Here is a 13920-nt window from a genome sequence, read left to right as displayed (position 1 = left end):
ATGAAGTCCAAGCGAATGCGCCGAATTAGCGCTTATCTTCAGGACAGAAGTTATAAAGCAGACTGCCACCCTGAATTCGGGATTTCAGCTTTGCATAGTCTTCGCGAGTCAACTGCGTGCATCCTTCGCTCAGGTCAATAAAACCCCATTTGCGTTGGATCAAAGCACGCTCGTAGGCAGTTTTGTTCGGATGAAGCACCACCGCTCGGGCGCGGGAACTGCTGTTACGGGGTTCAAGCCCATCCATATACAGTGCCGATCCGAAAGTGGAGGCCCGGTTTTCATTCTGAACAACCAAAAACCCTGGGGGAGTCGCCTTGGATCCCGACGCTCCAGAACACTTATATACATGAGGTCCTTCACCGCTTCCGATCCCATGAGCAACCTGGTAACGCTCAACCTTGCCTAGATAAACGTAAACCACAAACATGCGTTCACGATTGCTGTCCTGAGTGAAGTCATTGATCACCACCACACTGCGGTTGTTCAATAGCTTTTCCAGCTTGATACGATTGGATTGCAAGAATTCGACGGTTCTGTCGATGGCGACCTCAGGAATATCTGATTCACGGGACGCCACTTGTTCGAAACGTTTTACATAGAAATTCCAGCGGTCTTCCTTATTGGGAAGGATGCCGGCAAAAGCCGCACAGCCAGTAAACGCAGCAACAACTGGAATCAGAAAACGAATCACTTTTATTGTCATGGGGGTGCTCTTACAAACTGCGGGTAATAAATTCAACATCCTATCAATGTTGCGGCGCACATTTAATGTTTAAGGAGTAAATCCTTGAACAATTTGCAGGGCTCAGCGATCTATGGGGGCCTTCGGAGGGGATTTATGAAGGTAACGGTTTTCTTAAGCGCATTGTTTTTTTCTTTAAACCTTTTTGCTGCAAACTGGGCTGAAGATTTTGAAGCCTTGAAATCGGTTCCCCGCAGTTATGAAGACTCCGGCGCCATCTGTGAAGAGATTGCCCGCTTGGACGTTCGCAAACAATTCCCTGCTCCCCAATACGTAGTTGAAGTCGGTATCGCCTATGGCGACAGCTCTCGTACCATCGGTGAGTTGGATATCGTGGTTTTCGACCTTCAACTTCAAAAAGTTGTTCGAGTCGGCGAAGTCAAATGCTGGAAGAGCTTCAGCGGCGGTTTGCAAAAAGCTTTGGATCAACGCAATCGCTTCATCAAAGTGATCCGTTCTGCAGCGACTGTTTATTTTAAATCCACTTCCACCGGTCAGCTTTATGATCAGGCTTGGTTTGAAGGAATTAACGATTTCATCACCATCGGCCAATTAGGTAGTGTTCGCGAAGGATACGACCAAGAACTTGGCTACACTTTGCGCGAATTGCACGAATACAGTTCTGATATGCGTGATTGCCAAAAACAAGGCGAGTGCGCCAAGCCCTAAGGTCGGTTTCCTGAATCATTTCTAACGCTCAAATTGAAGCTCCCGGAGTATTCTGGGGGCAACAAAGGAGACGTTATGAAAGTCAAAGATGTCATGCGCCCTCGCGCCGACGTAATCGGTGCCGATCGAACTGTTCAAGAGGCAGCCCTGATGATGGAAAAGAACAGTTACGGCTCCTTGCCAGTCAGTCGTAATGATAAAATGATTGGAATGATCACAGATCGCGACATCACCATTCGCGTGGTGGCGGCAGGTTTGGATCCCAAAACCACTTTGGTCGAACAATGCATGAGTCAGGGCATCGAATACTGTTTCGATGACGAAGACCTTGGCGTCGCAGCCCAACACATGATTCGCAATAAAATTCGCCGTGTCCCTGTCGTAAACAAATCCAAACGACTGGTTGGCATGCTCAGCCTCGGAGACATTGCAACCCGAGGACAAAACAAAAACATTTCGCACGATCTGCTTTCACATGTAGCGCAGGTTTAAGTTCAAGGATTTCCCACAAGGAGGTTGTTATGAATAAGGAAACTCTCAGTGGCGACTGGAAGATTCTAAAAGGCAAAATCAAAGAGGCCTGGGGTCGCCTGACAGATGACGACATTGATAAAATGGAAGGCAACCTTGATAAGCTGGAAGGTCAGATTGAAAAGACCTATGGACTATCCAAGGAAGAGGCCACTAAAAAATTCAACGAATTTAAAGACAGCTTAAACAGTCCGGAATCAGATCAACGTCTTAGTGAAGATCGCCGTCGCACAAGCTTGGACAGCGATATCAATCCAGACAGATCCGAACGGCATTAACTCAGGTCGACCTAAGAGGCGGCTCTGCGATGAGCATAGACAATATCCTTCAAGGCAAGAAACACCTGCTTATTGAAGGGCTGCCCCAAAGTTACTTCCATATAGTGAATCGCTTCCTCTGGCGTTAAAGCCTGATGTTCGCCGGTTTTGTCGTGCAGAAGCTCCACGAAGTAATTTGCCACTGCCACGATTCTCGCTAGTGGATTGATCTTGATATCTCGAATACGACGGGGGTATCCCATACCCAAGGCATTTTCATGATGCTCCAGAATAATCGCCAAAACATCTGACGGTATCTCTCTCAAATCCTGAAGCATCTCCACACCTCTCATCGTGTGAGACTCATAGTGTGTTGTTTCCTCAATTGTACGATCAGCCCGGGTTTTCTTTAAAATTGCGTCGGGGATCTCCTTCATGCCGATGTCATGTAACATCGCTCCCAAAGCCACCTTTTCCAGAGTGGGCTTGGAATGAATTTCCATTTTTTCACAGATTAAAAGCGACACAGCAGCAGTCGCCATACCATGCGAGGCATTGTCGGCGGGCAGCTTACTTAAAAGATCCAATAGTTTTTCGACATCACTCACTTGAGCGACCGTATCCTTGATGAAGCCTGAAAGCTGCTTCACACGCTCGTAAGAGCCCAACACAATCTTGCGATCCACCAAGTCGTTGATCGCCGAATCCGCCAATCCGGAAATCAAATTCAATTTTAAATTAGTTGGAACCTGAGCTTTGCCGACAGCAGTTCTGGCCAGAGCCAAATTGAATTGAATGACAGTATCATAATCAGCTCCACGCACATAAAGCTCAGCTTTCTTTTGCGCAGTCATGTGCAAGCTTTGAAAATTACTTTTCTCACCTTTTTTACCGACCAGAAGATACTGACCGGAAGGGAGTCTTGTATAAACGTCTGCAGGAAGTGGAAAGTTCTCAGTAAAGAGCTCTACCCCTACCATAATCATTTTCGGCTGAGGATCTGTCATTCCTCAATTGTACCCTGACCTTTGGGGAATGAACATGCGTCAACTATCACCCCGGACCTAAGCCACGTGAATTCTTACACTGATACACTTTTCAACTCGACCAAAAGTCCAAACAATGACTGGACCTCAAAAGAATGAATGTGAGGTCCCTTTTCACCGATAGACAACGCATGAAAAAAATCATCACAATTCTTGCCGCTATAGGCGCAAGTATGCCATTCACCGCATATGCTGATGAGGTCCTTTCTGGTATTACAGTTCAAGGTGAAGCCGCATTCGAATATAATTTCATGTCCTCGGGAGGCAACACCTACCCGGCTTCCGCTGGAGCATTGAACGAACAGTATCGATTCAACAGTGCACAGCTGATTCTAAAAAAGGACACCGATCAATTGTCGTTTCTGGCGCGACTGATGTACATGCCCATCGAAGTCAGCACTCCCGGTGGCACCAGCAAACAAAATTTCGGCACCCTTGATCAGCTTGAAATCTACTACAACCTCAATGCTGCCTGGTCGGCGGGATTCGGTCGACTTTGTTCAACTCTTGGTTTTGAGTCTGCAATGCGGGCCGAAAACGTGTTTTACCAGAACACAGTTGCTTATCAAAGCATCGTGCCTGGATACAATGAAGGCCTGCGTTTGAGATTCAATCCTGGAGAATGGCTGGCCGTCACACTCAGCTCTTACAATCGCAGTGCTTACAACCAATACGGCGACGACATGACCGCAACAAAGACCACTGAGCTTTCGGCCACAGGCATTGCCGGCCGGTTTCTTTGGTTTGCCGGATATTATACGGGTAAGGATGCTTCAGCCACCGTCCCTGGCTCCAGCGTTGCCAAGTCCACCACGAACATCTGGACAACTTATAAATTCAGCGATGAATTCAACCTATCAGTGAGTTACGATTCGCGAGCACAGACACCTGATGGCTTAAGCGAAAGCTATGCACAGTCCTTGTCGGCACAAGGTTCTTATATTCTGGGAAGACACACCCTGGGACTGCGCTACGAGAGTATTTTGGGAGCGGGAGAAATGGATTCCTTAAACGCCACCGTCGATACTTTTTATCCCGGTGCAGATAAGGTTGAGGTTTGGTCTGTGGGCGACAAATTCAAACTGAATGACAATCTAAATGTGTATTTGGAAGTTCGCCAGGATCTGGCGGATGGCGGGCCCACGGATCGTTCAACGATGATCACTCTGGGCGCCATTGCACATTTCTAGTTTACTTCTTTTCGACCAGAATATTTTCTTTCAAAGGTTGTGTTCCGTCAGATGTGATCTCTGAAGTCTCGGAATTAATAACCTTTGTTACCACGGCTTCGCCGACTTTATTGGTATGGCAAAGTTTGACTCGAGGTCCTTCACAAATCTCTTCCATCAGGCTGACGCGGTCACCCGCTTTGACTCCAGTCAAATGAACTTCCGCTTTCCGGGAATCGATTTTCGAAGTGATTCTGCCCGACACAGCCGCCGTCGCAGAAAATGTCATCAGACTGGATAGAAATGCGAGCGTAATAAATTTCATAACTTCCTCAAATTGCGTCTTACTGCTGAAGACGCTCTACCGCTGGATTCAAAAAGTCGTAAAGCTTCAGGGCAACAGTATACACACCCACAGAATTACAGAACAGGCTTCCACGGCTGGTTACACCAAATAACAGAAACTTCCCTTCATGCATTACGAATGCAGGGCCGCCGGAATCACCGCCACAAGTTCCACCATTTTGCTCATCCAAACGAACTTCAGTGTCGGAGAATGTTGCAATAGGTGCTTGAGTCCAACGCAACAAACCGTCACCAGTGAATTTGATGGCAATGCAACCCTTGTCGTCGCAAACAGCCTCTTCGCCAGATTTCAAAGCTTCGCCTTCTTTGACTTCACGGTGCTGAACCTCATTGACTCCATAACCCGCGACATAGGCCGCTACGCCCGCTTTTAGAACGTTCAAGTCACGCAAAAATTCAGCCGGGGCAAAACCCTCAGGTGCGTCGCCTTTGAACTTAATAACAGCCAGATCATGCCAGTCGTGTTCTTTTTCCTGATTTTTTTCAAAGTTCCATTCCGGATGGACGATGATATCACTTACGTTATGAACGTGGGCTTCACGCACATCCGGCTCGCGAGCCGCCAAGTACTCATCCACGTTCAGTCCGAAGACGACTTTGATATTTTTTTTGTGAGTGGAGATACAATGAGCCGCCGTCAAAACGATATTTGGTGCAATCAAAGTTCCAGTGCAGACGCCGTTATTTTCGACGTCATAAACAGAAACCAAGTGAGCCGCAATTGCATCTGTTTCCTGGACTTCAGTCCCGTTCATAATGCGATTCCCGTTGGACACAACAGAACTATTCAAGTTGGCAGAGCAAGACGCCAAAACTCCAAGAGATAATACAGCAACCAAAATACGCGACATAGCCCCTCCAAAAAACTTTGCGCTTTGTATATGAAGGGATCGAACAAACGGCAATGATTTTCTCAAAAAAGCGGGTCTTCCTCAGAACGGCAGTTGTACGGCCACACAGAGCAGCCTACACTAATAACCATGAAAAACTTTTATCAAGATGGGCCCAGCCTAACGAACACTTTTCAATCCGATGTTCTTCTTCAAAAGTTCCTAAAAAAAATCCTGCCAGCAGATTGCCAGAAGCAAGCCCTGCCCCACCTGGATCGCCTGGGGCAACGTGCAGCAACCGAAATGCTTACTTTTGCCGAGGATGCTGAGTCTCATCCGCCCGTCCACGTCCCGTTTGATCCCTGGGGACGCAGAATCGACGAAATTCGTGTGTCTGCAGGCTGGAAAGCCATGGAGAAAATCGCCGCAGAGGAAGGCATTGTTGCCACGGCCTACGAAAGAAAATACGGATCCTACTCGCGAGTTTACCAAATGGCGCTGCTTTACTTATACTCTCCGAGTTCGGCAATTTTTTCATGCCCCTTGGCCATGACCGACGGTGCGGCCAGAGCTCTGGAGCTATATGGCACTCCTGAAATGAAGACTCGTGCTATCCCCCACCTGACTTCAAGAGATCCAAAAACATTTTGGACTGCCGGCCAATGGATGACTGAAAGAACTGGTGGCTCTGATGTCAGCGGCACGTCCACGGATGCGCATCCATTCACCGGTGATAGTGAATTTGGCGCAACTCACTCCTTGCACGGAACAAAATGGTTCACATCAGCGACGACATCACAAATGGCTTTGACCCTGGCGCGCCCGGATGGAGCCGCAGCCGGATCCAAAGGTTTGAGCCTTTTTTACCTGGAACTTCGCAATGATCAGGAACAGTTGAATCACATCCAGATCCATCGCCTGAAAGACAAGCTGGGCACCAAAGCACTGCCAACAGCAGAACTAAGTCTGCAAGGAACTCCCGCCCGCATGATCGGAGGAGAAGGTGATGGAATCAAAAAGATTGCCAGCGTCCTGAATATCACCCGCATTTATAATTCCATCTGCGCTATCGGGCACGCCCGTCGCGCACTGGATCTTGCCCAGAGCTATTCACGCAAAAGGAAAGCCTTCGGCAAACTTTTGATCGACCATCCACTGCATCAAGAAACATTGCGCTGGTTGGAAGATGACTTCCGTCGCTGCTTTGCTTTTAGTTTTCACATTGCGCATTTACTGGGAAAAGACGAAGTCGGTGAAATCAACGCCAAAGAGCGCACCCTGCTACGCACTCTAACTCCGGTATTGAAGCTGTATACCGCGAAAAAAGCACTGGCGATATCCAGCGAAGTTGTGGAGATGTTTGGTGGCGCCGGGTATGTGGAAGATACGGGTTTGCCCCGATTGCTACGTGATGCTCAGGTTTTTACTATCTGGGAAGGAACTACCAACGTATTGTCGCTGGATATGCTTCGCGCCTTTGAGAAGGAACAGTCTCTGCCCGTTCTGATTGAATTTTTTAAGACTTCCAAAGCTTTCAAAACTTCGGCACCGGCATTTATCAGCAAATGGAATGAATTCGAGACGCTGATAGGAAGCCTGCAAAAATCAACGCCGGATGAGTGGGAACGACACGCAAGGCAATTGGCATTGCTAACTGGAGACCTGGTTAGTGAATGCATGATTGTGGAGCACGAACTTTAAAATCAAATCGATACAATAAAAAAGGCCGTTGATAATTCAACGGCCTTTTTGCATTTTGGAACTGAGCCTACTATTGGTAAGCCACCGGTTGCATCAGTGGAATATTATCCCCGGGCATAACATCCCCAGGATTATTTCCAATTACGATACCGCGGATCTTAGAGTGACGAGTTCTTGGATCAAACTTCGGAATCATATCTGAATCCGGCAATTTGTCCGATGGAACCCAGGCACCATCAGAATCAGTGACCCATTGTTTGTGGTACATTGAAATTCTTGTACCCTCAACCAAGTACTCAAGCAGAACGCCCGAACCAGCCATCGCGATCGCAGATTGATATGTGAATGGATTTGTTGCCATACCCTCACCAAACTGCCCGTATGCCAGTGCGAATGCTTTCGGATTGCCCGTCATGTTGGCGCTCATCGCACGAAGCGATCGCCACATTTTCGACATACCGGAAATAGTCATCTTACGTTGCTTCATTTGGCAGCCAGCAAACTTACAAACATCCCAAGGATCGCCCCCGCGATTGAAGTATTGCTCATGCAAAGCCAAGCCTCGCGCCGTGAACTGATCTTCGGTCAAACGTTGTGCTGCAGTCATCAGACGAACAGTGTTTTCCTCACCCAATTTTGCATTGAACTCCACGCCTGTGTAGCCCAAAGCCGCATTGTCCGGGATATTGATCATCAAACGCTTCAGACCCGTTTTACGAACAAGCTCTTTAATGCCTTTTCTTAGACGGTCATCATTGCTTGCTTCATGTCTGAACGCAAAGCTGTAAGTACCGAACATCCCCGTATTGGTTTCTTTACTATCCCAGTTCTCAAGCGTGTATTTCGCGCCCGTGAACATGAAGTCCTCTTCTCTGTGTTTAAACCAGAAACGAGAATCATCGGATTCGTTGTAAATACCATAGTGAACGCGCGCCGTATTGCGCTCAACATGCAAGTCCGAAGTCGTGAACGACTGAACTCGTCCTTTGCTGAACACGCGGTCCCAGATAATCGGGATCGCAAAGGCTTTGCTGACAGTAGTTCCAGTTGAAACTGTTCTGAATGTCAGTACCTTCGTTACAGGCGGCATTTCAACCAGATTTGCAGGTTTGTTCGTTGCAAATTGTTCTGCAGCGTACGAGTTACCACGAATCATATCTTCATAAGCTTTGCGTCCGGTTTCTGTACTTAGATCAAACAAGTACGAGAATCCGTCATCCGCTGCATTGAAGTAGTTCTTACCGATCGACATGATCGACACACTCGTAAAGATGGACAAGTTATCAAGTTTACCGCTTGTCATTTTCACGTAGGCCATATTGTCGCCGACTTTTTCAACGTAAGTTTCCCAGGAACCACGCGCCAATTTCGCTGTTCCAATTCCGACAGGACCGAAACCTGCGTTTGCCAGGAAGATCACTCCACCATAGCTGACGTAAGTAATGCTGTCGCCGGCATCCCAGGTATTCAAGTCAGTCGCATTTTTTGGCACTGACCAGCGGCCACCCAATGATTGAGCTTTTGCCAATGTGCTTGCGTAGCGAGTTGACGATGTTTGTTTACCAACGATCGGCAATACACCCACGTAGCCCCAGAAGTAATCCAACAATCCGGTTGCGTTATCGAACCAGAATTTAACCTGCGCTCCGATACCGACTTCGATGCTGCCGTAAACAGTTTTTTGGAAACCATCACGATAGTCGCCCGTTTTCAACGTTTGCTGAGAAGGAAGATCATAAACCACGCCCACAGCCGCTGGTTGCGGAATTTCATGAGGCGTCAAGTTTACGATATAAGAACCGAAATCGAATGCCAAGTGGAACAATGGTTCAAGTTTGGCTTTGAATCTGTTCTTTTTCTCCTTTTTTTCACCCGTTGAACTTGAGCTGGAACTTGAACTGCTTTCGCTTGTTGAAGTGCTCTCGGTTGAGCTGGAAGAAGATGACGATGATGAACTGCTGCTGGTTGAAGTTGCAGTTGTCGTGTCAGGATTTCCAGTTGTGGAAGTTGAAACGGTTCCATTGGTTGAAGTTGAAACTGTGCCATTTGTCGAAGTGGAAACAGTTCCATTCGTGGATGTCGTTCCATACGTGGAAGATGTTCCATAGGAAGACGACGTTCCGTAGGAGGAAGAAGTGCCGTAGCTACCTTTGGTTCCACGCTCACCATGATCTCCCTTATGACCATGTTCACCTTTTTCGCCGCGTTCACCGTGTTCACCACGTTCTCCGCGATCACCCTTGTGACCATGTTCACCTTTTTCACCGCGTTCGCCGCGCTCTCCACGCTCCCCGCGATCACCCTTGTGACCATACTCACCTTTTTCACCACGTTCGCCGCGCTCGCTACGGTCACCATGATCACCTTTATGACCACGTTCACCTTTTTCGCCACGTTCTCCTTTGTCACCAAAGTTTCCGTGTTCACCGCGATCGCCTTTATCGCCGTAGTTGCCTTTTTCGCCGCGCTCACCTTTAGAGCCAAAGTTCCCGTGTTCGCCACGTTCACCTTTGTCACCGTAGTTGCCTCTTTCGCCGTGCTCGCCTTTGGAACCCTTGGAATCAAATCCGCCACGTTCACCGTGATCGCCTTTTGATCCTTTGGAATCAAAGCCACCGTACTCACCACGGTCACCTTTTGATCCATGGTTACCTTTCGAATCGTGGCCACCGTAAGTGGATCCTTTATCTCCACCACCATAAGTGGAGCCTTTAGAACCGTTATTTCCTTTTGAGTCAAATCCACCGCGCACTGATCCTTTTGAATCATGACCACCGTAATTGGAACCCTTGTCGCCGCCACCAAATGTGGAGCCCTTGGATCCATTATTTCCTTTGGAATCAAATCCACCGCGCTCTGATCCCTTTGAGCCGCCACTCGAAGGACCTACGAACTTTTTCGGCAACCCGTCTTTGACGAATCCACCATTTTCGATTTTTTCTTTTTGTTTTACGCCAATGCGAATCTTACCATCCGGTGTGATGGCAACTACATCATCAGCATCTGTGCCGCTCTTGGGTTTTTCAGTCTCGCTTGGCAACTGTTCCTTCATGTTGTCGGCAAGTCTTGGCGGAGCTTGTAGCTGCGCCATCTGTGCCCATGTCGGATTTGCCAATAACGAGATACCCGCAGCAAGAACTATCTTCTTACGCGATCTCATCATTCCTCCAAAGTTGTTCTCAGTGTTTCTCTCTCAAACTCAGGAGTCGACGGACGAGATCATTTCCCCAAGTTTCCACGGGAATCCACTACTGCCCATCGTGCTCCAGAAAGTTTCACCGAGTGTTATTTAGAGGTACTAAACTTCCTAGGAACTTATATGTAATTTTCCAATCTTTAATGAAACTCCGGAACTAAAAACGCAGGATCGAAATAAAGCGAAATCAAAATTTGAATGATTATGTTGAATAGCAAACCTTTCGAAATACATTTCCAGTATTCTTCGAACAGAAAACAGAAAACAAAAAACCCAATGCATTTGCATTGGGTTTTCCGTTCTTAAATTTTGCTCTTGGGAATTTACGTGGTTTCTAACTTGCTGAAACGGAAACGGTATTGAGCAAGCTTCCTTTCCAAAAGGTTTCGCACTTTAATAAAGTCATAAGGATCAACCATCGACAACATTGTTGCGATCATGACCCATTCGAACATAGGAATACTCATCACGATCTCAATTCCAATATGCAAACCAATACCCGCCAACAAGACCCAGTATCGCAAGTCCTTAAACCAAACGAGCGTCCCCATTGCAAACTCAACCACAAGAGTGGACCAGGTCATGAACTTGATCAGCGCCAGACTGTTCAACAAAGGTACCGGGTAGCGCACAAACTCATCCAGGCGAGTGGCGATGTAAACCGCGGTTCCGTCGACCCAGTGATTTCCTTTGATTTTAAATAGCACTGTCGCGATATAGATCACGCAAAACTGAATTTGAATAAGGCGAACCGCCCACGGTCGCTCCATCGCGGTCTGAAGAGCTCTTCCATTTCTTAACCACTGAATCCAGCGATCCAACGAATACGCTTTGCCAGCAGCAGAGAACATCATGAAAAACAGAATGTTTCTAAGAACGATATCTCCACTATTCAGAATAAAATCGTTTCGATTCTGAAAAGACAGCAAAGTCACAAACGCCAGGACCATGGAGGTTCTGGTAAACAACCCCAGCGTCACACCAATGGCTGCAGCCAAGTTCACGATGGCCAACAAAGCCGGCACCCGAGGGTCGTTCGGCATAAGATCAAACAAGCTGAAGCGCAATGACGATCCGTACTCAATCGATGTCTTCAGGCTTACCAAGCCATTCACTCCCCAGAAAACATCAAGGTAACTCCAGATCATGTACCAGTTAAATATCAGGATCAGGCCCAACAAAAGACGCATCAACCCCAGATGCTCGACGGGTTGAGGTTTAAAAAAGAAATCCCAAATTGCTCTAATTATTGTGACTGATTTCATATTTTTCCTTGTTGGCCGGATGGAAGAAGAACACGCTCTCACGCTTATATTCGCCACTCGGTTCTCCGTGACGAACGAATACCTCGGTAGGATTCTTTACGTAATTGTAGTAACGATAGAACTGCAGTTTCTCGATTTCTCTTTTTCTGCCTTGAGATTCGATTTGATTCACATTGCGGGTCACGTAGCGAGCCACATCAAACCAGATTTCCTCATTCTTATCGGGCATTAGGTATTCCTGAGTAAACTTACGATAACGGTCTCCTCCAATCACTTTGGAAGCGCCCGCCATTTGCGTCGGTCGTGGCAAGGACCACTTTTCGATGCTCTTATCTTTGAAAAGGATTTCGACTTCGATGTAGGAGTTTAGTGACATCGGGTTCGGGGCAAACATGCTCCATGGCTGCTCCAATCCCACCACATCAATGTAGTAGCCAAAGTTGCGCAATATCAAACGCCCCAACTCACTGCGATCCGGAAATGAGGCTGTCATGATGATCATCAAATTAAATGCTATAAAAACGGAAATCCCTGCGAGCTTCACCCGTTCAAAGTACCGCGCCATATTGTCTCCCTTGCTTTTTAGCAAAGGGAAGGTACTTGGACGGAAGCTTTATGGGCAAATGGCAATCTTGAAATATCTGTTACAATTAAGTTAGTACAAATGAAAAAGCCCACTCGAGGTGGGCTTTGAAGACAATTGCGGACAGCGTGTTACTTTCTTTGATAATCGTCCTGATAGCGAACGATATCATCCTCGCCGAAATAGCTGCCCAGTTGCACTTCCACGAACTCCAGCATTTGGTCAGAGTTGTTGCGCATGCGATGTTTCGCTCCCAATGGGATATGCACGTGGGAGCCCGCCTTCACCGGGATCACCTGATCATTCAAGACCACTTCGCCCGTACCACGGGTGATGGTCCAATGTTCCTCGCGCTTCGCATGGCTTTGTAAAGACAACTGAGAGTGTGGATTCACGCGAATCACTTTTGATTTAAAGAATTCCGTATCCTTCAAAATTTCAAAATATCCCCATGGACGATATTCATAGACATGCTCTTTCACCAAGCTGGATTTTTGCTGTGCCAACGACTCAACAACATAACGCACGTCTTGAGATTGGCCTTTTTTCACCAGCATCAATGCATCCTTGGTATCAACCACGATCACATCATCAATGCCGATTGCCGAATAGTTCTTGGCCGGATCACCGAAAACAAAGTTTCCGTGCCCTTTGACGTTCAATACTTCCTGCCCTTTTTGTAAAGTCGCAACGGCATCCCATGAGCCCACGTCATTCCAGCCAAATTCCGAAGGAATACAAGCCAGCTCCTCGCCACTCAGTTTTTCCATGATGGCGTAGTCAATGGAGATACTTTGAACATTCGCATAGATCTCTTCCAAATTGGAAGAGTCAGCTTTCAAAGAAGAAACTGTCGCCCACAACTCCGGCTGCAATTTTTCAAACAAAGAAATCATATGTGCAGCCTTGAATACAAAGATCCCGGCATTCCAGCTGAAGCTTCCTTGAGTCAAAAACTCCTTGGCTTTTTCAAGCGCCGGCTTTTCATGAAACTTCACAACGGAGTAGGCCTTCAAGCCGTCTTTTTCTTTCAGGCTGACTGCTTTCGTCTGAATATACCCGTAACCCGTTTCCGGATAGGAGGGCGTAATGCCCAAGGTCACAACTTTGTTGTTGCTGGCAACAGATGCGGCAAAATCAACGACCTTCAAAAAGGCCTGCTCTTTGGAGATCAGGTGATCCGATGGGAAAATCCCCACGATCTCCTGTCCCAGCCCTTTCAGGTCCAAAAGTTTACAAAGAACGGCAATCGCGGGAGCCGTGTTCTTGCCGTAAGGCTCATACACCACTTGTACGTCGTTCATTTTATTTGTTTGAAGATTGATCTCTGTCAAATTCTGCAACGCTTTTGAAGTCACGATCCATGGCGTGCCCATTTTGTGGCATCTTTCCAAAGTCATGGTCTGCAAAGGTTTCTCGAAAATGGTGCAAAACTGTTTAGGCATTTGCTGACGCGATACCGGCCACAAACGCGTGCCGCTTCCACCAGATAATACTACAGGAATCATATAACCTCCGAACATTGGGGGAACATCTTAACACCAGAGCTAAAAACTGGGTAT

The 13920-nt window shown here is 47.3% G+C and carries 13 protein-coding genes; 5 read left to right on the top strand and 8 right to left on the bottom strand.

The genetic code is table 11. The annotated features are described in order from the left end of the window. Positions 1-25 precede the first annotated feature (25 nt). Positions 26-706, bottom strand: coding sequence for a murein L,D-transpeptidase catalytic domain-containing protein (locus ACLVWR_RS10315; protein ID WP_413580573.1), 681 nt, complete (start codon positions 704-706; stop codon positions 26-28). A 135-nt stretch (positions 707-841) separates the two neighbouring features. Between ACLVWR_RS10315 and ACLVWR_RS10310 the strand changes: the two genes are divergently transcribed. The 3 genes from ACLVWR_RS10310 (at position 842) to ACLVWR_RS10300 (ending at position 2223) form a co-directional block, all read left to right on the top strand. Beyond that, positions 842-1414, top strand: coding sequence for a hypothetical protein (locus ACLVWR_RS10310; RefSeq protein WP_340599089.1), 573 nt, complete (start codon positions 842-844; stop codon positions 1412-1414). A 75-nt stretch (positions 1415-1489) separates the two neighbouring features. Then, the gene (locus ACLVWR_RS10305) at positions 1490-1906 is read left to right on the top strand and encodes a CBS domain-containing protein (protein ID WP_340599088.1); all 417 of its coding nucleotides are present in this window, start codon (positions 1490-1492) and stop codon (positions 1904-1906) included. A 29-nt stretch (positions 1907-1935) separates the two neighbouring features. After that, positions 1936-2223 carry a CsbD family protein gene (locus ACLVWR_RS10300; protein ID WP_413580572.1) on the top strand — a complete coding sequence of 96 codons (288 nt, stop codon included), beginning with the start codon at positions 1936-1938 and terminating at the stop codon, positions 2221-2223. Between the two features lie 11 nt (positions 2224-2234). Here the strand turns inward: ACLVWR_RS10300 and ACLVWR_RS10295 are convergent, their stop codons facing one another. After that, on the bottom strand, positions 2235-3209 hold the full coding sequence (locus ACLVWR_RS10295; protein WP_413580571.1) for an HD-GYP domain-containing protein: 975 nt from the start codon (positions 3207-3209) through the stop codon (positions 2235-2237). Between the two features lie 170 nt (positions 3210-3379). Here ACLVWR_RS10295 and ACLVWR_RS10290 point away from each other — a divergent pair, with 170 nt between their 5' ends. After that, positions 3380-4438, top strand: coding sequence for an outer membrane beta-barrel protein (locus ACLVWR_RS10290; protein ID WP_413580570.1), 1059 nt, complete (start codon positions 3380-3382; stop codon positions 4436-4438). Between the two features lies 1 nt (position 4439). On the opposite strand, the gene ACLVWR_RS10285 is transcribed toward ACLVWR_RS10290, so the two are convergent. Both ACLVWR_RS10285 and ACLVWR_RS10280 read right to left on the bottom strand, forming a co-directional pair. After that, the gene (locus ACLVWR_RS10285) at positions 4440-4742 is read right to left on the bottom strand and encodes a hypothetical protein (RefSeq protein WP_413580569.1); all 303 of its coding nucleotides are present in this window, start codon (positions 4740-4742) and stop codon (positions 4440-4442) included. A gap of 19 nt (positions 4743-4761) precedes the next feature. Further along, a complete protein-coding gene (locus tag ACLVWR_RS10280; RefSeq protein ID WP_413580568.1) occupies positions 4762-5634 on the bottom strand; it encodes a S1 family peptidase in 873 nt (290 codons plus the stop codon). Between the two features lie 129 nt (positions 5635-5763). On the opposite strand from ACLVWR_RS10280, the gene ACLVWR_RS10275 reads away from it, so the two are divergent. Continuing rightward, entirely contained in the window at positions 5764-7314 is a 1551-nt protein-coding gene (locus ACLVWR_RS10275) for an acyl-CoA dehydrogenase family protein (RefSeq protein ID WP_413580567.1), read from the top strand. Between the two features lie 70 nt (positions 7315-7384). On the opposite strand, the gene ACLVWR_RS10270 is transcribed toward ACLVWR_RS10275, so the two are convergent. From ACLVWR_RS10270 to ACLVWR_RS10255, 4 genes are all read right to left on the bottom strand, one after another. Beyond that, a complete protein-coding gene (locus ACLVWR_RS10270) occupies positions 7385-10477 on the bottom strand; it encodes a hypothetical protein (protein WP_413580566.1) in 3093 nt (1030 codons plus the stop codon). Positions 10478-10833: 356 nt separating this feature from the next. Next, positions 10834-11775 (bottom strand): HTTM domain-containing protein, encoded by a 942-nt coding sequence (locus tag ACLVWR_RS10265; protein ID WP_413580565.1) that lies wholly within the window; start codon positions 11773-11775, stop codon positions 10834-10836. Continuing rightward, on the bottom strand, positions 11753-12340 hold the full coding sequence (locus ACLVWR_RS10260) for a hypothetical protein (RefSeq protein WP_413580564.1): 588 nt from the start codon (positions 12338-12340) through the stop codon (positions 11753-11755). The genes ACLVWR_RS10265 and ACLVWR_RS10260 overlap by 23 nt, the downstream gene beginning before the upstream one ends. A gap of 149 nt (positions 12341-12489) precedes the next feature. Continuing rightward, positions 12490-13866 carry a mannose-1-phosphate guanylyltransferase/mannose-6-phosphate isomerase gene (locus ACLVWR_RS10255; RefSeq protein WP_413580563.1) on the bottom strand — a complete coding sequence of 459 codons (1377 nt, stop codon included), beginning with the start codon at positions 13864-13866 and terminating at the stop codon, positions 12490-12492. Positions 13867-13920: the final 54 nt, after the last annotated feature.

The organism is Bdellovibrio sp. HCB288 (assembly GCF_047305935.1).
Lineage (GTDB): Bacteria > Bdellovibrionota > Bdellovibrionia > Bdellovibrionales > Bdellovibrionaceae > Bdellovibrio.
The sequence above is the reverse complement of the archived record's forward strand: the minus strand, read 5'-3'. Positions and strand labels throughout refer to the sequence as shown.